Below are 22,384 nucleotides of genomic sequence, written 5' to 3' on the forward strand. Positions count from 1 at the left end.
AGCTAAACTGCTCTTAACAATGAGCTCTGACTCGATTACGTCAGAGCTCTTTTTTATGCGTTATACAGAAGAAGTGGCATAGCGCTTCGGAGTGATGCCGAAAGCACGTTTGAAGTTTCTGGTTAGATGGCTTTGATCAAAAAAACCGCACTCTAAAGCGGTATCAGCGCAACTATCCCCTTCAACAAGCATCCGTTTTGCACTGTTGATTTTCAGTACTAATAAAAACTGATGTGGTGTTAATCCATACTGAGAGTTAAAACTTCTGATAACTTGAAATTTACTAAGACCGCTCAACTCTTCAAGCTCTTCAATAGAAACATTACACTTCCAGTTTTCCAGAAGATATTCCCTCATTGCAGCATTCTTCTGTCTGTCCCGAATCGCTTTCGATGTTAGCTTTGCGTGATCACCATGCCTGCCAAAGAGCGTTTCAAAGCAAATCGTCAATAAGGATTCCTTTGTAATATCAAAAGCTGGCTCTTCTAAAGCAATATGCAACTGGCGAAGCAGACTAAAGAGTTCGGGGTCGTTCAGTATCGGAGATTTGATAAAGGGCAAAACATCCTGATCCGACTGCTCAAAATGACGTTGTATCATTTCAGGATCGAAATAAAACATTCTGTACTTCCAACCAGTATGACAGCCGGCAAAACCAGTATGAACTTCAGCGGGGTTTATGGTCACGATCTGGTTTTCTGGAATAACAATATTGTTACCACGATAATAAAGGCCTTCAGCCCCCTTTTCGATAACACCAATAGCAAGATCATCATGCCAATGCTTAGAAAACTCAAATTGTTGAAAAGATGCTTTCAGCAGTTCAATGCCTTCTAATGTGCCACTTTGCCAAACCTTGGAGAACTCCATCTGTGTAACCACTTACTGTTTTGTCAGTAAATAGAGTTTACCGTCACATATAGTCAAATAAAAGTAACTATTGCTTGAAGTGATAATTCAGATGTAGTTTTATACACACTCCAACAGCACATTTTTCATAATACAACATACCCATAACAAAAAAAGTCCCAAAACCATTACGATACAACCATCCAGACGGATGATTGGCAAAGACTACATCGGAAGATAGTAGTCAAAAAAGCCGCTGAAAAATAGCGCTGTTGATAGGTAGGCCAAACGATTTCAGTTAGATCTCAGGTCTGGATTACCATCTTTAAGTTAATTTTATTTAACTTAAGCTAGCAAAAAGTACCCACATGAACATAAAGAAGAAACTATTGATTGCCCAGGTCATCGGTATACTGATACCTATTACTATCATCTCTATTTTCGTTGCCAATATTCTAAAAAATCTTGCTCTGGATAATTTTGTATCCAGTAGTAACAACGAAATACGTCAGGTTGAAAATGCTGTTTCAATCTACTTTAAAGATATCGGGGAAAACCTGACTTACCTCGCTAAAAGCCCACAACTTGCAAATGCTGACGACAGCATTACAACCTACATGGGCAAGCCAAGCGTAGAAATGACACCGGGCAAGAATGGCCCTGCAGAAAGGGCTATCTACACGCTATTCGATCAAGTAGGCAAGACTCACCCTGAATATGCATATATCTATATGGGAACCGAAGATGGTGGTTTCATACAGTGGCCAACTGGAGGCAGTCCTGAAAATTATGATCCAAGAGTTCGCCCATTCTATAAAACCGCTAATACTTCACCTTCTGATATTGTTCGGGGGCAAGCTTACTATTGGGCTCCAGATGATGCGGTAATCCTCAGCACTACCAGAACGTTTGATTCTTCAAATGGTCGCAAAGGTGGCGTTATTGCTATCGATGTGTCACTAAAAACGCTCACAGACATCATTAAAAATATCAAGCTTGGTGAAAACGGTTATCTAATGATGATCGAAGATTCGGGCAATATTCTGGTCGACGCAGGAAAGCCTGAAAACAGCTTTAAACAAATCGATGAACTTGGTGAAAGCTACCGCACGCTTAACAATACAAAGTCAGGCCTGGTCAACATTGAACTGGACGGACAAAGCTACATGGCTAACGTGTATGAGTCCAAAAAGCTAGGCTGGAAATTCGTTGGCATCATTAGTCAGGATGAAGTAATGAGTTCCCGAAATGAAACTCTTGAGCTCATTGTCTACACTGTTTCTGCCCTTATACTTCTATTTATATTTGTCGCTGCTTTGTTCGCCAATACGATTGCCAAGCCGCTACAGATCGTTTCAGGTAGCCTTAGGGAGATCGCTTCGGGAGAAGGAGATCTCACGAAGACTATCTCTATCGACTCCAAAGATGAAACCGGAAAACTTGCTGGCTACTTCAATCAGTTCCTTGATGCAATAAAACTCATTGTGCTTCAAATAACTGAGTCAGGTAAACAGATGCGCAATACTTCAGAGCAAGCGATCGAAATAGCAGGACAAATGGCTGAAACATCGGATCGTCAGAATCAGGCTCTGGAACAGGTATCAACCGCATTTAATGAAATGGTGGCAACCGCCAATGAAGTATCAACGTCATGCGCAGCTGCTGCAGACTCAGCGACAGATGGGCAAAAGCTTGTTGATGAGGGACGTCAGCACATTGATTTGGCGGTTCAAAGTGTCCATCAACTATCTGAAGCGCTAACTCAGTCTTCAAGCGAACTAAAGAGCCTGGAAAATGATACTCATGGAATCACTCTGATTCTCGACACAATCAGAGATATTGCCGACCAAACTAACCTACTTGCGTTGAATGCCGCTATTGAAGCAGCAAGAGCCGGAGAGCAAGGCCGAGGATTCGCTGTAGTTGCCGACGAAGTTCGCGCGCTCGCGAAGAGGACCGCAGATTCTACTCAGGAGATTGATGAACTAGTAAACAGGCTTCAGGTACAAACCAAAGAAGTAACTCAACATATGGCCCATAGCCTCAATAGTTCTAGCCAAACTGTAGAGATCACTCAAGCAGTACAGAGCAGCTTCCATGGAATTTCAAGCTCGGTTGATGTTATTCATCAAATGAATCTACAGATAGCAACGGCCGCAGAGCAACAACATCAGGTCGCCGAAGACATTAATGGACATATTCATCAAATACACCAAGATGCCTCTGTCGTTAAAGATATTTCTAACAGCGCGAATGACAACGCCAAAGAACTTGATGATATCGCATCGAATCTGAATACCCTTGTTTCCAGATTCAGGACGTGAGGAGATAGGTAAGCTTTACAGTGTAAACTTATCTGTGATAACAAAAAATTCGGTATCAATTAATTGATACCGAATTTTTAATGTCTATTCATTACCGACTACGAATTTTAACCTGATGTCTGTGACAATCAGACGTGTGATGTGAGAATCCTTGTTTGATAGCCTTTGTTCCTTAATAAAAATGGATGTAATACAGTTGCCTTACTTATCCTTTTTAAACTCGCGAATAAACTTATAAATAGTATGTCGCGTAATATTTAGTTTTTCAGCAACAATAAGAACAGATTCTTTGAATTCGAAAATACCATTGTTATATAGGGTTTCACAAATTGACTTGTTTCGACGTTTAGCCGTCACATGACTAGCGTTGTCAACGGTTTCAATTGCTCGGTCTAGTGCATTTTTTATGGTCGAAGTTGGATCTGAGACAAGAATTTCACTCGCTTTTGAACTGTCATTTGGTGTAGTAAAACTTGCGATGAACTCATTAAGTGGTACAGACATGTTAATGTTAATACTGATCAGGCCAATAGGCTTACTATTGTTAGTAATTACCAGTATTGAGGACTTCAGCATAGTGTCACCAACTTCAACAAAGTAAGGTTGAACGTGTTTCTCACCTGTTGATTGATATTCAAATACAACTCGTAACGCTTTGTCTGAAATGGGATCACCTACTTTACGGTTACTAATACCACCGTTCACAATTTTTACTACGGACATTTCAACATCTTCAAGAGAGTGAACGACAACTTCGCAATGTTCACCGTTTACTGATGCCACTAGATCGGCGATATCAAAGTATCTCTCCAATACTTCTTGATCTTCTTTGTTAAAGTCAAAAGAGCGGCTTGCAGATTTGTACATGAAAATCTCCGTTTTTATTTCATTATATTTTTATTTTCACAATCACAAAATTCCAATAAATGTTGGAGTCACGTGGCTTGATTTGTCTAGTAGAGTAGGGACGATTCAGGCATAAGGAATGTTTTTAAGTCCTTAAATTACTGTGTATTAGCAGATGCAACGAATGCGTCTGAAATAGGCCTCATTATTAACAAAAATGCCTCCTGAAGCAATGGCAACTAGATGAGTTAAAGTTACTTGCTCACACAGTGCAAATACGGCGAGAACAAATGAAGATAGTGGCGTTAAGTTAAGGGTCAGATGTAGACTAGGAACTTGTATTGTTAATTACTGATTTAGCAGGCGCCCATAACCTGGACAAGAAGCTTTCTTTCCCGCTAAGTGCATGGCGTGCCAGAACATTGCGGAATTGCTGCACACCACGGGAACATCAAACGTGTCTTCAATTTCCTGAATATGGTCAAGAACACGTAAATTGGTGCACGACATAAAAACAAGATCAGCACCAGATCCAGGCAGTATTTTTTCTAAAGCCGCCAGCATTGATTCTTTAGATACGGTAGTGATATCGGTGTCTTTTTCGATTCCTAGAGAGCCAAGAACAACTACTTCAAACCCCACATTGGTTAACTGTTCATATAATGGAAAATTAACACTTGTTGGATAAGGGGAAAGAACGGCGATTTTCTTAGCGCCCAAATGCTTGAATGACGCCTGCGCAGCCGTCCAAGGGTTGGTGGCAGGGATATCATCCCGGTTTTTTGTCAGTAGCTGAGATACTTTTTCTTCACCAATAATGATCGAGGCAGAAGTACACCCGAAAGCCATTACATCCATTGGTAATCCAGTTGCAATTAAGTCTGACGCATCACTGATACCTGTCGTGATTTTATCTAGTGCTTCTGGTGTCATTTCACTGCTGTAATAAACACGAGAGCTAAATACACCAGCTTGTGTGCCTAAAAGCTTCGCCCAGTCCATCTCTAAAGAATGGTCGGTGCTTAGCTGAACTAAGCCAATATGCACACGGTCAATTCTTGGTGCTTTTACATGCTCTAATGGCACTTCAAACTCTTTAAACTCTTCAAATGATTTCATAAATACACTCAAATTTGGGTGTCATCTCGGGGGGATGATATGACCAATTATAGCGGTTTAAGCAAAGATTCTATTGTAATGCTATTTAACACCGAAGGGGATATTAACCCTCTCCGTTACCATCAAATTGTTTGGGAAGGCACTATAAGATTAACTTTCCACCATGAAGTGCGGAAGATTATCTAGGTTCATCATCTCTCTGGCCTTAAAACTCAATTAAGCACTTTCAGCAGAAATATTCTCTTTATCTACACCTAACTGGTTCAACGTTTCAGTAGCAACTTCAACCATTGCCTTGGGACCACACATATACACCTTGTACTCGTGAATATCTTCTATTTTTTCAAGGTAGTCTGTGACAAATCCGGTTTCACCACCCCAGTTGGAATCGTTCGCTACAACAGGAACAAACGTGAACCCAGTATTATCTTGAGCCAATTGTTTAAAATCCTCTTCATAGAGCATCTCATCCGAGTGATTCACACCATAAATCAAGGTCATCTGTTGCTTAGATTGGCGCTGAGCCATTTCCTGCGCGATTGCTCTGAAAGGTGTAATACCGATCCCACCTCCGATAAGCAAGATTTTATCAGCGCCCTCATCCACCAGCAGTTCATGACCTAATGGCCCCTCTAGCACAACCTCTATTCCCTGCTCGAACTTCTCAAAGACAATCTCTCCGCCATAACCATGAGGCGCCTTCTTCACCGTTACACTAAGGGTACGGCTATCCTGATCAAATGATGAGATAGAGTAGGCTCGAAACATCTCATTTGGGTGCTGTTGAACACGTACTAAAATAAATTGCCCCACTTTGTAATCACATCGCTCAGGAGTTTCAAACGTCAGTTCACGCACATCATCCTTGAGCTGATGAATTTTTATCAACTTGGCAGTCATACGCTGACGGTTATTCTCCTTATCAGTTGCTCGGCATTTTGCTATTAGGTTGTCATTTATAAACTGCGCAGTGCGTTCCGTTGACAACGTTAGTAACCCGGCAGGACAGTTTTCAATACAGGTTGAGCATCGAATGCAATTAGAAGCATCAAGCTGATTGTTGGAAGAAAACTCGGTATAAGGTGAGAGCTGCATAGGACAAACCCGTGCACATTTACCACATTTGTGACACTGTTCCGGATCAACAATGGTCACCTTTTCATCGGTATAGCTCGTCACACCAGTTGCTTTACCTAGTTTGTATGAGGCTCTCTGCATCGTCCCCATCGGGCAGAACTGGCACCATGTTCTGGGAGCGAAAAATAATCCTGTAGTGCTTCCGATTATTGTTACCGTTAAGTATGTTGCAGCAAAAACAAATCCCACCTGATCCCAAAAAGCAACGGTATTGGCTTCATACGTAAGAAATGCATTCAGCATTCCCCCACCCCAGTTATACATAAACCATCCGAAGAACAGGGCGATAAAAATCTTAGATTTGAAGAAAGCAGGAATGTCACCATTACGGCTGAATGGCATCAGAACAGCATCATATAAGCTGCCATGAGAGCAAATATTTCCGCACCAGTACCGGCCTTTAAAGAAAGCGAACAATATAAGGCCAAGCATAATCACAATGACACTTAAGCCGAGTTTTGGAAAATACAGCCCACCAAATGCCACGATGAATGTATAAATATAGAAATACTTTCTAAATGCGGTAAAAGTTCGATTGGTCTTAATATGATAGTTCTTCGTTGACATATACTTCACCCACACCTAAATTAGCGCTTGCTTATATTGTGTAATTTTTAACAGTGTGAAGCATTGATCACTGTCAATTAACTAAGTTGAACAGTTAAAAATGGGTAAGCGATTACTGATATACCTAGATATGACTCAGATATTCCCCACACAGGAAGAATTAGACTGAAAACGATAACTTATCGTGAGGTTTGAATAGATTTTACAGTGTAAATAGACCAAAGGAGCCTGTGGCTCCTTTGTTATATCTGCTCTGGGTTGATACCAAAGCTGATTTTGTGCTCTTGGATAACAACTTCACTTCGTGTTTGTATAACCCCTGGGAGGGAGCCAAGCTTAGTAGACATAAAGCTTTGGTAAGCTTTCATATCTTTCACTCTCACCTTAATCATGGCATCAAAGTCTCCCGACAATGAGTAGCACTCTTCAATCTCAGGCATTAAATCGACTTCTTTTGCGAACTTATCAAAGATCGAGAAGCTTGATTGATCAAGTCGAATATGGATAAAAACCTGAACATCTAAGCCAAGTTTTTCTGCGTTGAGCTCTGCGTGATACCCCTTAATATATCCTTCTTTCTCCAATCTCTTAACTCTATCGGAGCAAGGAGAAGTAGTAAGGTGAACCTGCTTCGCAAGCTCTACCATCGAAATACGTCCTTTCGAGTGAAGCACTCTCAGTATTTCTAAGTCTGTCCTATCTAATGTTGATGTCATGATAACGGCCATGTCCATATGCTATACGGCTGAGTATATATAAGCTCCTCGCATAAAAAAACTCCCTGCTATTTAAGCAGAGAGTTTTTAAATAATTTCGTTCGTCAGCCTAGAGTTGCGCGCCGATGTTATTCGTTGTGTTTAGTATGGCGCTATTCTTTGTTGGTTCTAAAATTACGTTTTGACAGTTGCAAGTTCTACAATAGTGCTTCGGTTCCATTTTGTAGTATTGCTTGCCTGTTACTATCTGCCCAAAAAATTCTGTACATTTTTTTGTGAAAGTCATGGACTCTTCTACGTTGCGGCGCATAACAGATTTGTGAGGGGTGATCTGTTTGCACGACTGGCAATATAGCTCAGACATTTTGTGGAACCTCGTCAATATTACTGGTTAGACGTTAAAGAATGAGCCTGATAATAATGTAAATAGGACAAGAGTTTGTCGGCTTTGTGCAAAAAAAAGACAAAAGTACGAATTAAGATCTCAAAATCAAATCTATATCACAAAAAATAAGCCCCTGGTCTAACCAGAGGCTTATTGGTTGTTTTAACAACAGAAATAGGTGAGTAATTACTCTAGTTCTTCAAGTTTACGTTCAAACTCTTCATGCTGAGCCAGAACCTCTTTGTCAGGAGAACCAGTCAGTGTGCTTACTGCCACGATAGCGATTGTTGAGAAGATGATCCCCGGTACAATCTCATAAACGTCAAACCAACCACCTGATAGCTGTTTCCAGACAACGATAGTGATACCACCAACCAAGATACCAGCTAGAGCACCGTTACGGTTCATCTTAGACCAGTAAAGGCTCAGAAGCATTGCTGGGCCAAACGCAGCACCAAAACCAGCCCACGCATAGGATACAAGCCCTAACACTGAACTATCAGGGTTCGCTGCCAGTATCGCTGCGATGATAGAAAGAACAACTACACCAATACGACCAACCTGAACGACCTGCTCAGAAGACGCTTCTTTGTTGATAAGTTGCTTGTAGAAATCCTCTGCCAATGCAGATGAAGAAACCAATAGCTGAGAATCGGCAGTACTCATAATCGCAGCAAGAATAGCAGCAAGCAGAATACCTGCGATTACTGGATGGAACATCGCGTTCACCAGAACCATAAAGATCTTCTCACCATCGGCTAATCCTTCAGGAGCAGTATTGGTAATGTAAACAAGACCAACAACACCTACTAGCATTGCACCAAGCATACTGATACCAGACCAAACAACGGCAATACGACGTGCAGTAGTCAGATCTTTGTTGGAACGTGCCGCTTTAAATCGAGCCAGGATATGAGGCTGTCCGAAGTAACCTAATCCCCATGCAGCCAGAGAGATAATTGCAATAACCGTTAATGGTTCACCTTTGGAGTCATTCCAAAGAGTCAACAACTCAGGGTTAATGGTTTCAAGGTCTGTCATTAGCTGACCAAAACCACCTTGCATTGCCGCAATTGGAACAATCAGAAGCGCAGCCGCCATCAACAATCCCTGTACAAGGTCGGTCCATGACACCGCCAGGAACCCGCCAAATAGCGTGTAAGAAACCACACACACTGTACCGATGATAAGCGCTGTCGTGTAATCCAAACCAAATACTGTTTCAAACAATTTACCCCCTGCCACTAAACCTGAGCTGGTATAGAACAGGAAGAAAAGGAGTATGAAAAAGGCTGAAATTGTCTGAATCAGCTTGGAATTATCATTAAAACGACGAGACAGGAACTCTGGAACTGTCAAAGCGTTCGTCGTGATACTGTAGGTTCTTAAGCGCTTGGCACTGAATGCCCAGTTCGCCCAGGTACCTAATAGCAGACCACCTGCTAGCCAAAAGGCTTCAATACCAGCAGCATATGCGTAACCTGGAAGACCAAGAAGCAGCCAACCACTCATATCAGACGCGCCAGCGGAAAGCGCTGCTGGCCATGGCCCTAAAGATCGGCCACCCAAAAAGTAATCGCTTGAGCTGGACGTTCTCTTATAAGCAACGTAGCCAATGACAAGCATCATGATTAAATAAGCAACAAAGGTTGCTGTAATAGCAAAGCTATTTACACTCATTAAAATTTTCCTCTATTTTTTATTCTTCCATGCCCCTCTTAAAAAGAGGGGAATGAGCTAGAAAAGGAGGGATTTAGTTCGCCCGAGAAGTCGTTAGTTTCCGCCTAACTCCAACAACGATGCGTTACCGCCCACCGCGGTAATATTGATGGTGCGAGTCCGCTCTGTAACAAAACGAAGCACCAGGTTAGGATCCTGAGAAACAGGTAACGTTTCCGAATCCGTTTCAGACACAAGCGCCACAATGGCACCCGAACGAATGGCAAGCTGCTTATGAACTTCCTGTTCAGCCTGCTTATTTCCTACCAACGCAGCGGCTCTGATATCCATCTGTAACAAGCTCTTATAGCTGTCAAATGGACATATCTGCACTAGGTTGGCAGGTAATTGAGATGCCTCGACAGACGAACTCACCTTACGGTTAAGCTCGTCAGAATCGCTGCATAAAATAACGCTGTTTCCAGCACTTAAGATGGCACTTAATAAAGCACCCGTCGCTTTCTTACTTTGACTGCCACCAGATTCAACTATCAGAACCGCTACGCCACGACCCGAAAGATAAAGCTCGTTAGTCTCACCAGTCGGTCCCGGCATAAGACTCACTTCACCACAACGAGGTAATGCCTGGTTGAGTTGGTAGTTAAATCCCAACTGAAGGTGCCCGGTAAGTTGCCCGGCAAACACATTCAATTGCTGGCTAACAATTTCATGTTCTGAAAGGTTCCAGTTTTTCCACGCTGCTACTGCATCAGAAAAACACGTTGCCAAATGATTCATTACGCTTCTCCTTCTGAATAAACAGTTTGTGTAAACCGGTAAAGATAGTTAGGGCCACCAGCTTTTGGACCAGTACCCGACAAACCTTGTCCACCAAACGGCTGCACACCTACCACGGCACCAACTTGATCTCGGTTGATATAACAGTTGCCCACTTGTGCGTGCTTTTCTATCCAGCGATAGGTCGTCTCATTTCGGCTATGAACACCCATGGTTAAACCAAACCCTGTATCATTGATTGCCTGAACAACGCTTGAGATCTCTTGCGCTTTAAAACGAACTATGTGCAGGATTGGCCCAAACTGCTCTTCTTTAAGGCAAGAAATATCATCAATTTCAAATGCAGTTGGCGCAATAAAGTCACCGTTTGAGCATTCATCACCAAGAGAGAGTTGTTTAATCAACTTCTGAGATTTTGTCATTTGCTCAATATGGCTTAGCAACTTCGACTTCGCATTTTGATCAATCACAGGGCCAACATCAGTCTGATGCAGATACGGAATACCGACACTCAACTCTTCCATGGCACCCTGAATAAGAGAAATCACTCGTTCAGCAATATCTTCTTGCACAAACAGAACTCTCAAAGCAGAACAACGCTGCCCTGCAGAAGCAAAAGCCGAACGAAGTACATCCCTCACCACTTGTTCTGGAAGAGCTGTACTGTCGACAATCATTGCATTCTGACCACCTGTTTCAGCGATGAGAGGAACAGGTTCTATATTCCTGTCAGCAAGAGCCTGATTGATCTTCTGAGCGGTACCCGTTGAGCCCGTAAAGGCAACACCTGAAACTGCCGGATGAGAAGTCAATGCTGCACCGATATCACTGCCTTTGCCTGGCAATAGCTGCGCCACACCATCTGGGAAGCCCGCTTTCTTTATAAGCTCAAAAGCTTTAGCCGCAATTAGACAAGTTTGCTCTGCGGGTTTGGCAATCACCGTGTTTCCGGTAATAAGAGCCGCAGAAATCTGCCCTAAGAAAATGGCCAGCGGGAAGTTCCATGGGCTAATACAAACAAACACACCTCGGCCTTTTTGAACAACTCGAAGAGGTTGTTCATTAAGTCCTATTAGCGCTTGTTCTGCGAATACATGATCTTGCTTGGCATAGAAGCGGCAAAAGTCGATCGCTTCACGAACTTCATCAATGCTGTCGTGGATCGTTTTTCCGGCCTCGTGGTGACAAAGGGCCACCAGTTCAGCCAGATTCTCCTGCATCAGATCCGCAAGCTTCTTCAGACACTCCGCACGTTGATCAACAGGTGTATTGTTCCAAGAAGCAAACTTCTCTTGAGCAATAGTCATTGCTTCGGAAACATGATCAAGGGATGCGTAACTCACCTTTCCGACGATTTTAGTTCGATCATATGGAGCAAAGATCGTTTCTGAACTATCTTCATCCTTGATCATCGTTCCGGCTAAAGAGTCTCCATTGATTACCGGTGCAGCAACCCAGTTACTATCTAAGTAAGTATTTACTTCCTTTTCAAATGTTTCTAACTCGCTATCAATGTCAATATTCACACCTAGAGAGTTGAGACGATCAGAGAAAATCGCAGGAGGAAGAGGGATCTTATTGTTATGCAAAGTATCCATCGATAACAGCGCATCAACCGGATGCTGCGTTAGGGATTCGACCGGACAGCGAGCATCCACTAGTCGATGAACAAACGAACTATTTGCGCCATTTTCTAGAAGTCTGCGAACCAAATATGGCAGCAAATCTTTGTGATTACCGACCGGTGCGTAGATTCGTACATCGCACTTATAAGCTTCTTTTGCGTGATTGTATAAAGACTCTCCCATGCCATGAAGGCGCTGGAACTCAAAATCGTCATGCGTTGCCATCACAGCAATAGCCGTCACTGTCTGCGCGTTATGACTGGCAAACTGAGGATATAAGTTGCCTTTAACATGATCACTCAGAAGGAATCGGGCACAAGCCAAATAAGAAACATCTGTTGCTTCTTTACGGGTGAAGACAGAATACCTTTCATAGCCTGCCTGCTGAGCCCATTTGACTTCACTATCCCAGTAAGCTCCTTTTACAAGGCGTACTGGAATCAAGTCACCTTGCTCCTTAGCAAGAGCCGTAAGCCAGGTAAGAACAGGTAAAGCACGCTTAGAGTAGGTTTGTACGACCAAACCAAACTTACCCCAGCCTTTTGAAGAGTCGCTGCGATATAGTTTTTCAAATAGTCTTAAAGAGAGCTCAAGCCTATCCATCTCTTCTGCATCGATAGTGATCGCAACATCCAACTCTCTCGCTTTTTCTATTAGCTTTTGGATAGTATTGTGAAGCTCTGACATTACACGGTCTTCACAAGCAACTTCGTATCTGGGATGTAGAGCTGAAAGCTTAATTGAAACAGAAGCGGTTGATTGTAAAGAAGAAGTGCCGATAGCTTCGATTGCAGACAAATAGTCACGGAAATACTTTTCCGCATCTGCGGTGGTTAATGCTGCTTCACCCAGCATATCGTATGAATGCCGGTAGCCAGCTTCGGTATTCTTACGACCATTATCCTGTGCTTCTTTAATAGTTCGGCCTAATACAAACTGGTGCCCCATTATTTTCATCGCCTGATGCATAGCCTGACGAATAACAGGTTCCGACATTTTGTTTACTAGTCGGTTAACTGCTTTTACTGGCGACTGGCTTTTTTCATCAGCAAGGCCAACCACTTTACCCGTTAGCATCAAGCCCCAGGTAGAAGCATTAACAAACACGGAGTCAGAGTTTTGCAGGTGAGATTTCCAGTCTGCGACACTTAACTTGTCTCGGATAAGAGCATCTGCTGTGTGGCTATCTGGAATTCGCATCAGAGCTTCAGCCAAACACATTAGAAGAATGCCTTCCTGAGTATCTAAACTGTACTCAAGCAGCAAAGCATCAATCATTTGAATAGAATTCTTATCCGCTCGAATAGTTTCGATTAACTCTGCTGTCTTTTGTTCGATCTTCTCTTTTTCTACATCGGTTGGGGTTGCTAAAGGTAGTAACTCTTTCAGCCAACTTGTTTCATCCACCATATACAATGGCGAGATCAAAGCCCAAAGTTGTTGAAGCGACTGCTCCGTAAACTCTGGATTCAACACGTTAGTTGCTTTGAACATGTGATCTCCTTAATTCACCTTCGATCCTGAAGGGTTGTGTACATGGTGAGCAGTGTATTTTGCTGATGTAGACAATAGTTGTCAAAAACTCCGGCATTTTTGTCAAAAACCCGTTTTTGTAACAAGTTCAAAACAATATCACAAATTAATGAACACCAAAGTATCTCAAAGTAGTAATTTATCTGAGTAAAAAGGACGCAACTTCCCTGACTGGTTCCTTAGGAACTACGGAAGCATGATCAAGAGAATTGTTTTTTGTACTGAGAGGGAGAGGTACCCGTCAGGCGAGTAAATGCATGAGTAAATGCACTTTGGTTAGAAAATCCGCTCAGTTCTGCAATATGGGCAAGGTTAAATGTCCCTTGCTCAATCAGAGATTTGGAAAGATCGATTCTCTTACCCAAAACATATTGATGAGGCGTCATGCCTGTTTGTTGTTTAAAAAGCAGATGGAACTGACTTTCCCCTAGAAATACACTGCCAGCTAGCTGAGCAATAGAGATCTTGCGGCTAAGGTGGCTGTCAATGTACTGATCAATCACATCCATATCTAACCGTTGTGGCTTGGACGTGAGTTGGAAACCAGAGGTGTGTCGGCAGATCAAGGCCATCACAGTATCATTACAAGCGCGACTAAGAATCTGATCTTCCGGGCTTGCCTGCATTTCTAAAACCAGCATATGAATAAGCTGCCTGATCTGTGAATCAAGCTGGAAGTAAATATCTGAACGGGATAACTCATTGATACGCTCAAGAAAAGTAGAATGAATATCGAGTTTAGAATGTAAATTCAACACCAGAATATCTGAACGACCAACCACACCACCGAAAGCATGATCAAGGCCTGCAGTAACAACACATCCCTGCCCGGGACCGATATAGTTTCCTACACCACTAATATCAAACTCTGCTTTACCATTCAGACCAATAACCACCTGAGCATAGTCATGATCATGACAATCCATATAGGAAGGCAGAGTCAATATTTCTGCGGGTTTAGGTAGTTGGTTATCGATATCTTTCATGAAAAAAGTAGGCCTATAATACTGGTCGGCTTTTGCAACAGCGATAGTGTAATGCTCAAGCTCCTCAAGAGTCAAAAAAAGCCAATAACACCAATCGATTTACTCTCTGTCACTCACCGGAACAATGATCAAGTGCACATTAATTACGGTCAATGCTTGCTCAATTTTTTATATCGACAAAGATAGCGTTGTATAACTATTTTAAATAGCTCAAAAATTGAGATATTTTTTTATATCTATATGGCAAAGGTGGTATGCTCTTGTCGTTATGGAAAATTAGAGTGATAGCTGTATTAATATGGACTATCTATATAGTTATCAGATAAGCTCACGGGAATGTTCCTCGATGGATTACCAGAGGAATTGATTTTTTGAATTGTAATTTGTAATTGCAGGAACCTATGATCACACGCCGTATCCCAGCGCTTCTACTGGCGCTAACACCTTTTTGGTCAGCGGTATCAATTGCAGCAGACGATGTACAACAAGTAGATCCTGTTGTCGCTATTGACGCGAAACTAGACCAGAAGAAAGCAGATATAGATGCTGTTAACAAAGAGTATGAAGCTGAGTCAGACAATCTGAAGCGCCTGAAGAACGAGGGAGACACCCTTAAGCGTGAAGGCACAGAACTGCAAGCAAAAAGAAATCGTAGTAAATCTGCTCTGGACAAACAGTACTCTCGCCTACTAGATGATCCTGATACCGATTTAACCAGCTTCCAGAAAGAATATCAGCAAGCTTGGGCTTCTGTTAAAGAGAACCAATCACGACAGTTGAACAACAGTCAGGAAATCACAGAGACTGAAATGCGTCTTTCTCAGGTTAAGCAGAAGAAAGCACGCTACGCGAACGAATACGAGAACCTTAAAGAGTCTCGCATTGAAGCACGTGTAAAACGTCTTGCTGCAGAACTTCGTGAAAGTGATGTCCTTGAAACGAGCTACACAACTACTTGTTCTACGACAATGACTTTGGGTGAGTGTGCGAATCAGGGTAAATACCTGACCAAGCAAAAAGCGGTTAAGTCTTTCAAATCCAAACTTCTGGATAGCCTGACCGAGTCAAATGTTGCGAAACAAAATCTGGATGGCGTACAGCTAAATATCCATGTACAGGAAAGCCAGCTAATTAAGAGTGGTTTCTCTGGTAACAACTCTTACGCGACTCAAATGCAGGCTCAGCTACAAGCTAAACCTGAAGCAACGGCAGCTTGTAAACTACTGAATGTTGAGTCTCGCTACTGTTTGAAAGGCAAGTCAAACACGTCTTCTAATAAAGATAAGCAGTGGGCAAACGTAACGGTTCGTTCTGATCAGTACAATGACTCTGTAACGATCAACGGTGTTAAATATGGCAGCACTCCGGTAGAACTTGTTCTTCCTGCGGGTCGCCATCAGGTAACCGTATCGAAAGAGGGTTACGAGACTTATAACCGTGTTATCACTATAAACGGTAACGATACAGTTTGGGTTAAGTTGCTACCGAGCAAAAAAGGCTAACTCGCGATTATTTAAGGTAAAAATCGATTGAATATATGCCTTAACTCACAATCCTGATCTTTAAACACCATTTTGTTGATTATCAATTAATGATAATTTCTGACAAAATGGTGTTTTCGTATAGAATGGGCAGATTGCCCGATTAATCAACAAAGTAGTATTACAACGATGCGACAAGGTTTACATGGATTACTGTTAGCACTTGCGCCCTGTCTAATCACCCCTGGTGTGTTAGCAGCGGATGAGCCAACAACAGTGGTGAGCATAGAAAGTGCGCTATTTTCGAAACAGAGTGAGATGGATGCGTCTTCAAAGCGAGTAGCCGAGAAGAAAGCAGAAGTCAGAGCCGCTCAAGATGAACAATCTCTGCTAGAGAAGCAGGCTGCTCATCTAGACAAGAAGCTCGAAGAATCGAAAGCTGCACTAAACCGAGACTATGACCGACTGGTTGATGAACCACAATTCGACCTCCGTCCTAGCCAGGGTGCTTATCAGGATGCATGGGCAAGCGTTAAGCAAAACCAAAAAGAGCGATTAGAGAAAGAACAGTCTATTCAGGAGCTATACGCTGAGCTCTCGCTGATAGAGGCTGAGCAGAAAAAGCTAAAATCTGACGTCGAAGCACTTGAAGAAGATCGTGTCCGTGCTCGCGTAGAGCGACTAAGAGCAGAACTCGAATCGGACATGACGCTTGCGGTTAGCTTTACAAACGTATGTAGCGACGATATGACGCTCGCAGCGTGTAACGACCAAACTAAGAACCTTGGCCTGCAAAAAGCCGTTAATCAATTCCAGAACAAGCTTGTAGAAGAGACGACCGAATCAAAAACTGTTAACCGACACCTCTCTTCCACCACACTTAACATTCATGTTGTAGGGCAAAACGTAACCAAGTCAGGTTTCTACGACGGACTTCGTTACCAAACGATCATGGACGTTACTCTCGAAGCAAGACCTGCTAAAAACGTTCCATGTAAACTGCTTAATGTTGAGTCTAAATATTGCTTCGATCAGGGTGAAGAACCTTCTGACGGTGTTCAACAGAAAGAAGTTCAGTGGATTACTCTGACAGTACGCTCTAACCAGTATCAGGATAACGTAGCGATTGATGGCGTGAATTACGGCAGTACACCTGTCGATATTATGCTACCTGTAGGCTCACACATGGTTACAGTGGAAAAAGAGGGATACCGCTCTTTCCACCAGGAATTAAAGATCAACTCGGATCACAACCTAAGAGCTGTTCTAAGAGAAAAAGACAACCTTCCTCATTCTGGTCGTGTGTTTGCTGACGCGTTAGCAAACAAGACCAAAGCGCCAGAAATGGTCGTGATCGGTTCAGGCCAATACCTGATCGGGGAACACGGTTCTACACAGGTAAATGTAAACAAAGCCTATGCAGTATCTTCTACACCAATTACCGTTGGCCAGTTTGAACGCTTTGTGAACACAACCAACTACCAGACTGATGCTGAACTGAAGAAAATCTGTATCACTGTAGAAAACTCGCAAATCATCCCTATCACTGATAGCTACTGGAGAAACCCTGGCTTTAAACAAGGCTCAGACTCTCCGGCAGTGTGTATCAGCAAGGCAGATGCAACCGCCTACACTCGATGGCTTTCAAGACAGACGGGTTACAAGTATCGATTACCAAGTGAAACTGAGTGGGAAATAGCCTCTCGCGCAGGAACCAAGACAGCTTACTGGTGGGGGAACTCATTTGGTGCAGGTCAGGCCAACACCGGCTGGGGTGGAACCAAATGGTCAAATGTGAGTACTTCACCTGTTCGTACTTTTGCTCCTAATAGCTTCGGTCTTTACGATATGGTAGGTAACATTTGGGAATGGACAAATGACGCTCGCGGAGTAACCAAAGGTGGCGCATGGAGCTTCTCTCCAAATCAGGCATCAGCGCACAGCAGACTATTTGTTGCACCTAATACCTCAGCGAACTATGTAGGCTTCCGTATTCTCAGAGAGCTATAAAAGTTCTGTAAGAATAATTCCGAAAACTAGATACAAGAACGCACTGCCAAGGCAGTGCGTTTTTTTTATTTCTTGTTAATAAAGAGCCTCAAATACCTTTAGCGGCCTCACGGCTAATCACCGTTCTTGTTACTTTACGATTTCTAAATGTAATAGAGTAAATAAAGGTACAAACAAAGAGTAAAGCCTGAGTAAGTACGATACATGCGCTTGTAGCACCATCGATATGGAAGCTCACAACAATACCAATGAAGGTTGAAACTACGGAGATAAGAAGCGCAACTGTCACCATTTGTTCGAACTTTCTTGATAGCAGAGAAGCCGTCATCCCGGGTCCAATAAGCATAGCAACAACCAAAATCACACCAACAATCTGAATAGAGGCGACGATGGTCAACGCAATCATACTCAGCAATAAATAGTGGAGCAGCGATACATTAAGGCCAGAGACCTTCGCATGACTCTGGTCAAAGCAGTACAGAAGTAGATCTTTGAACTTAATACCCACAACGAAAAGCACCAAAGCAGATACTACAATCACTTGCCACATGCCCTGTTCAGAGACACCCAACATATTGCCGAACAAGATGTGCATCAGGTGCTCTCCCGAATCGGTCTTTGCGAACATCACTAGTCCAAGTGCAAACATACTCGAAAAGACAATTCCCATAATGGTGTCTTCTTTAATTCTGCTGTGCTCTTTAATATATCCGGTCAACAATGCACACCCCATCCCAGAAATGAATGCGCCCAGAATAAGCGGTAGTGAAAACAGATGAGCAACCACCACGCCAGGTAATACAGCGTGAGAAATCGCATCACCCATCAAAGCCCAGCGTTTTAGTACCATATAACAAGATAAAACAGCGCATATCACACTAACAGCTAAACCTGCAATCAAGGCTCTCTGCATAAACAGATACTGAAAAGGTTCTACAAAGTAATCAAGCATGAGACTGCTCCTTACTCAGTAGCCTGACTTTAAACTGCCTCAGCAACCCATACTTCGGAGCCAAAGCGAGTACACTGAAGAACACCAAAGCCTGAAGCAATACAATAACACCTCCGGTAACGCCATCCAGGAAGTAACTCAAATATGCGCCCGCTAATGAAGTTGTGCCTCCAATGACGCATGAGATAACAATCATCTTCCCAAAACGGTCTGTCAGCTGATACGCGGTTGCTCCCGGTATAATCACTAATGCAATAACCAGTACAGCCCCCACGGCCTGCAATGAGGCTACCGTTGATGCGCTCAGAAGAGCAAAGAATAGAATCTTAAGTTTGTTGGTTGAGATACCAACAGAAGCCGCCTGATTTTCATCAAAAAAGGTTAACGCTAAATCTTTCCAGAACAGACCTAGTAACACCATAGAAACAAGGCCTATCAAAAAGATTTGAAACAACTCTGAATCACCTAACATCAAAATGTTCCCCAAAATGACAGATTCAATATTAATTGATGTCGGATAGAGGGAAATCATCAGGATTCCCGCAGAAAAGAAAGTGGTAAATACAAATCCGATAATGGCGTCCTCTCTCAGTGACGAGACTTGCTTTACGAACAAAATCGCCCCTGCTGCCAGAAAGCCAGAGAAAAAAGCCCCTACTGAAAAAGGCAGGCCAAGTATATAAGCGCCAGCCACTCCGGGAACGACTGCGTGGGACAGCGCATCGCCAATTAAAGACCAACCTTTAAGGACTAAAAAGGCAGAGAGAAAAGCACAAACCGTTCCTACTAACGCACTCGCATAAAGCGCATTTCTCATATATTCGTATTGCAGAGGTTCGACTAGCATCTCAAACATATTTGTTACTCCCCTGTTCCATCCCGGACAATCACTGCGTCATTATCAGGGTTCCCATAAAACACCGCTGGCTTATCGTGATCAGACAAGATAACGACACTTCGATCATCATTGTCCTTGTGTAAGGTCTGCCCTTTGATGCCCACCTGCTTAAGCACACCACCAAATGTCGCCATCAGATTTTCCTGAGTAAAGGTGGTTTCTATCGGGCCGGCAGCAACAATTGTGCGGTTAATAAACAACACTTGATCGCAGTAATCAGGAACACTACCCAGGTTGTGGGTAGAGACCAGAATAAGGTGCCCATCGAGCTGCAACTCTCGCAATAAACTCATGATGGCATTCTCGGTGGTGAAATCGACTCCGGTAAACGGCTCATCTAACAGAATGATCTTGCTCTTTTGTGCAAGCGCTCTTGCCAAAAAAACTCGCTTCTTCTGCCCTCCGGAAAGTTCACCAATTTGTCTGTCTGCAAGCGCCAGAATCCCCATTTTTTCCATTGCAGAGTGGACGGCAGCATGATCCTTGTCAGAGGGTTTTCTAAAAAAGCCCATATATCCATAGCGGCCTTGCATCACAACATCTTTTGTCAGAATCGGAAAGTCCCAATCGATGTCTTCTGACTGTGGCACATACGCCACCATATTGCTCTTTAGAGCCTGTTTGGTGCTAACACCTGACAGTTTAATATCGCCTTCAGTCAGCTTGACCAACCCCATGATGCTTTTAAATAGCGTCGACTTACCGCCACCATTAATACCTACCAGAGCGCAAATAGTGCCCGCATTGAGCTCGAAACTCACATCATGAATGGCTGTGAAGCCGTTTTTATAGACAACACTTAATCCACTGGCTTCGATTTTAGGGAGCGTTTGGTTCATAGTCCGAATCCTTTCGCCATGGTATCCGTGGTCACTCGAATAAGATCAAGATAGGTTGGTACTTTGCCATTCTTTTGAGAAAGAGAGTCTACATACAGTACACCACCGTAACTGGCACCAGACTCCTTTGCTACACGTTGAGCTGGCTTAGGTGAAATCGTACTCTCACTAAACACTACTGGTAGCTGGTTTTCGCGAACTTTATCTATTAAGTCTTTAATCTGCTTAGGCGAACCTTGCTGATCTGCGTTAATAGGCCAAAGGTAAGCTTCTTTAAAGCCGTAGTCTTTTGCCAAATAACTGAATGCTCCTTCACTGGTGACCAACCACCTTTTGTCTTTTGGAATAGAATCGAACTTGTGACGGTTGTTCTGATCAAGCTGTCGTATTTTCTCTGAATAGTTCTGAGCGTTAACGTTATATGCATCCGCATTAGAAGGGTCGTATTTCACAAGCGCTGCTCGTATGTTCTCTACATAAACAAGAGCATTGCTGGTAGACATCCAGGCATGTGGATTAGGCTTGCCCTGATACTCACCAGAATAGATCGAGATGGGCTCAACTCCTTCAGTCACCGTTACTGAAGGCACATCTTCAAGATTCGAAAAAAACTTTTTGAACCAGCACTCCAGATTCATTCCATTCCATAGAATGAGATCGGCAGATTGCGCCTTTACAATATCTTTAGGTGTAGGCTGATAATCATGAATTTCAGAACCTGGCTTAGTTATAGAAACAACTTCAGCAGCATCACCCGCAACATTTTGAGCGATATCTTGAATAATGGTGAAAGTGGTAACGACTTTAAACTCAGCATTTGCTACGGAAGGAAAAGTGAAAAGCAAGGGAAGCACAAAGGCTGCCCTTTTCGCGAACTTGATCATCTCATCTCCATGTATAACGGATTAATACACAGATCTTAGATGATAATAATTATCATTTCAATTTAATGATCGTTCTATTTTTGTGGTTTTTATCTCGTTCTATGGCGCTAAACGATCAATAGACCATTTCTCATCAGACTCTTTGGTGTAAACAAACCTATCATGCAGACGATGTTCCCCACCCTGCCAGAATTCGATATTTTGTGGTCGAACACGAAAGCCACCCCAGAAGGTCGGTACCGGAATTTCGCCTTTAGCAAACTTCTGCTTTAATTCCAGAAACTTACCCTCAAGCATACCACGAGTTGAAATACGGCTACTTTGCTTACTTGCCCACGCAGCAAGCTGGCTCTCTTTAGGACGAGATGAAAAGTATTTGATGTTTTCAGCAGCCGTCAGCTTTTCAGCAACACCGTTAATATGAACCTGACGCTCAATAGAATGCCATGGAAAATGGAGGCTGATATTACTGTTCTCGCCTAAGTCACTCGCCTTTCTGCTACCAAGGTTGGTGTAAAAAACAAACCCTTCACGATCGACATTCTTCAGTAAGACGATTCGTTGTGATGGCTGACCCAAAGCATTCACTGTAGCAACCGTCATGGCAGTGGGATCTGGTAAGTTCGCGTCCACCGCTTGTTTTAACCATGCATTAAACTGCTCTATTGGGTTGTCATTCAGATCTTTTCGGCGAAGTCCACCACGAGTGTATTCCCGACGAATATCAGCAAGTTCCATATTCTGCTCCTCAAATTTTTTGTTGATTGTGCTCCGAT

17 protein-coding genes are annotated in these 22,384 nt (G+C 43.0%); 3 read left to right on the forward strand and 14 right to left on the reverse strand.

Going from position 1 to position 22,384, the window contains the following annotated elements; translation table 11 throughout:
* Positions 1–60: 60 nt before the first annotated feature.
* Positions 61–870, reverse strand: coding sequence for an AraC family transcriptional regulator (locus tag SNR28_RS09125; RefSeq protein ID WP_375748897.1), 810 nt, complete (start codon positions 868–870; stop codon positions 61–63).
* A gap of 347 nt (positions 871–1,217) precedes the next feature.
* On the opposite strand from SNR28_RS09125, the gene SNR28_RS09130 reads away from it, so the two are divergent.
* Positions 1,218–3,173, forward strand: a complete 1,956-nt coding sequence (locus tag SNR28_RS09130) for a methyl-accepting chemotaxis protein (RefSeq protein ID WP_375748898.1) — start codon at positions 1,218–1,220, stop codon at positions 3,171–3,173.
* 201 nt (positions 3,174–3,374) lie between these two features.
* On the opposite strand, the gene SNR28_RS09135 is transcribed toward SNR28_RS09130, so the two are convergent.
* The 8 genes from SNR28_RS09135 to SNR28_RS09170 all read right to left on the reverse strand — a co-directional run bounded on the left by SNR28_RS09135 (position 3,375) and on the right by SNR28_RS09170 (position 14,544).
* Entirely contained in the window at positions 3,375–4,040 is a 666-nt protein-coding gene (locus tag SNR28_RS09135) for a transcriptional regulator (RefSeq protein WP_375748899.1), read from the reverse strand.
* A gap of 327 nt (positions 4,041–4,367) precedes the next feature.
* A complete protein-coding gene (locus SNR28_RS09140; protein WP_375748900.1) occupies positions 4,368–5,138 on the reverse strand; it encodes an aspartate/glutamate racemase family protein in 771 nt (256 codons plus the stop codon).
* Between the two features lie 216 nt (positions 5,139–5,354).
* Positions 5,355–6,842, reverse strand: coding sequence for a 4Fe-4S binding protein (locus tag SNR28_RS09145; RefSeq protein WP_375748901.1), 1,488 nt, complete (start codon positions 6,840–6,842; stop codon positions 5,355–5,357).
* 242 nt (positions 6,843–7,084) lie between these two features.
* On the reverse strand, positions 7,085–7,558 hold the full coding sequence (locus tag SNR28_RS09150) for an Lrp/AsnC family transcriptional regulator (RefSeq protein ID WP_375748902.1): 474 nt from the start codon (positions 7,556–7,558) through the stop codon (positions 7,085–7,087).
* 571 nt (positions 7,559–8,129) lie between these two features.
* Positions 8,130–9,623 (reverse strand): sodium/proline symporter PutP, encoded by a 1,494-nt coding sequence (putP, locus tag SNR28_RS09155; protein ID WP_375748903.1) that lies wholly within the window; start codon positions 9,621–9,623, stop codon positions 8,130–8,132.
* 93 nt (positions 9,624–9,716) lie between these two features.
* On the reverse strand, positions 9,717–10,400 hold the full coding sequence (locus SNR28_RS09160; protein WP_375748904.1) for a 1-pyrroline-5-carboxylate dehydrogenase: 684 nt from the start codon (positions 10,398–10,400) through the stop codon (positions 9,717–9,719).
* A complete protein-coding gene (putA, locus tag SNR28_RS09165) occupies positions 10,400–13,519 on the reverse strand; it encodes a bifunctional proline dehydrogenase/L-glutamate gamma-semialdehyde dehydrogenase PutA (RefSeq protein WP_375748905.1) in 3,120 nt (1,039 codons plus the stop codon). Before putA ends, SNR28_RS09160 begins: the two co-directional genes overlap by 1 nt.
* A gap of 239 nt (positions 13,520–13,758) precedes the next feature.
* Positions 13,759–14,544: a helix-turn-helix domain-containing protein gene (locus SNR28_RS09170; protein ID WP_375748906.1), complete on the reverse strand. Its 786-nt coding sequence runs from the start codon at positions 14,542–14,544 to the stop codon at positions 13,759–13,761.
* 401 nt (positions 14,545–14,945) lie between these two features.
* Between SNR28_RS09170 and SNR28_RS09175 the strand changes: the two genes are divergently transcribed.
* Positions 14,946–16,046: a PEGA domain-containing protein gene (locus tag SNR28_RS09175; protein ID WP_375748907.1), complete on the forward strand. Its 1,101-nt coding sequence runs from the start codon at positions 14,946–14,948 to the stop codon at positions 16,044–16,046.
* Positions 16,047–16,214: 168 nt separating this feature from the next.
* Positions 16,215–18,035 (forward strand): SUMF1/EgtB/PvdO family nonheme iron enzyme, encoded by a 1,821-nt coding sequence (locus SNR28_RS09180; RefSeq protein ID WP_375748908.1) that lies wholly within the window; start codon positions 16,215–16,217, stop codon positions 18,033–18,035.
* Positions 18,036–18,123: 88 nt separating this feature from the next.
* Here the strand turns inward: SNR28_RS09180 and SNR28_RS09185 are convergent, their stop codons facing one another.
* The 5 genes from SNR28_RS09185 to pdxH all read right to left on the reverse strand — a co-directional run bounded on the left by SNR28_RS09185 (position 18,124) and on the right by pdxH (position 22,346).
* Positions 18,124–18,987: a metal ABC transporter permease gene (locus SNR28_RS09185; RefSeq protein ID WP_375748909.1), complete on the reverse strand. Its 864-nt coding sequence runs from the start codon at positions 18,985–18,987 to the stop codon at positions 18,124–18,126.
* A complete protein-coding gene (locus tag SNR28_RS09190) occupies positions 18,980–19,843 on the reverse strand; it encodes a metal ABC transporter permease (RefSeq protein ID WP_375748910.1) in 864 nt (287 codons plus the stop codon). The genes SNR28_RS09185 and SNR28_RS09190 overlap by 8 nt, the downstream gene beginning before the upstream one ends.
* A gap of 5 nt (positions 19,844–19,848) precedes the next feature.
* Positions 19,849–20,724, reverse strand: coding sequence for a metal ABC transporter ATP-binding protein (locus tag SNR28_RS09195; protein WP_375748911.1), 876 nt, complete (start codon positions 20,722–20,724; stop codon positions 19,849–19,851).
* Positions 20,721–21,608, reverse strand: a complete 888-nt coding sequence (locus tag SNR28_RS09200; protein ID WP_375748912.1) for a metal ABC transporter substrate-binding protein — start codon at positions 21,606–21,608, stop codon at positions 20,721–20,723. The genes SNR28_RS09195 and SNR28_RS09200 overlap by 4 nt, the downstream gene beginning before the upstream one ends.
* Positions 21,609–21,707: 99 nt before the next feature.
* Complete coding sequence (pdxH, locus tag SNR28_RS09205; protein WP_375748913.1) at positions 21,708–22,346, reverse strand: pyridoxamine 5'-phosphate oxidase; 639 nt, start codon at positions 22,344–22,346, stop codon at positions 21,708–21,710.
* Between the last annotated feature and the right edge of the window lie 38 nt (positions 22,347–22,384).

The organism is Vibrio iocasae, from assembly GCF_042245395.1.
Lineage (GTDB): Bacteria > Pseudomonadota > Gammaproteobacteria > Enterobacterales > Vibrionaceae > Vibrio > Vibrio iocasae.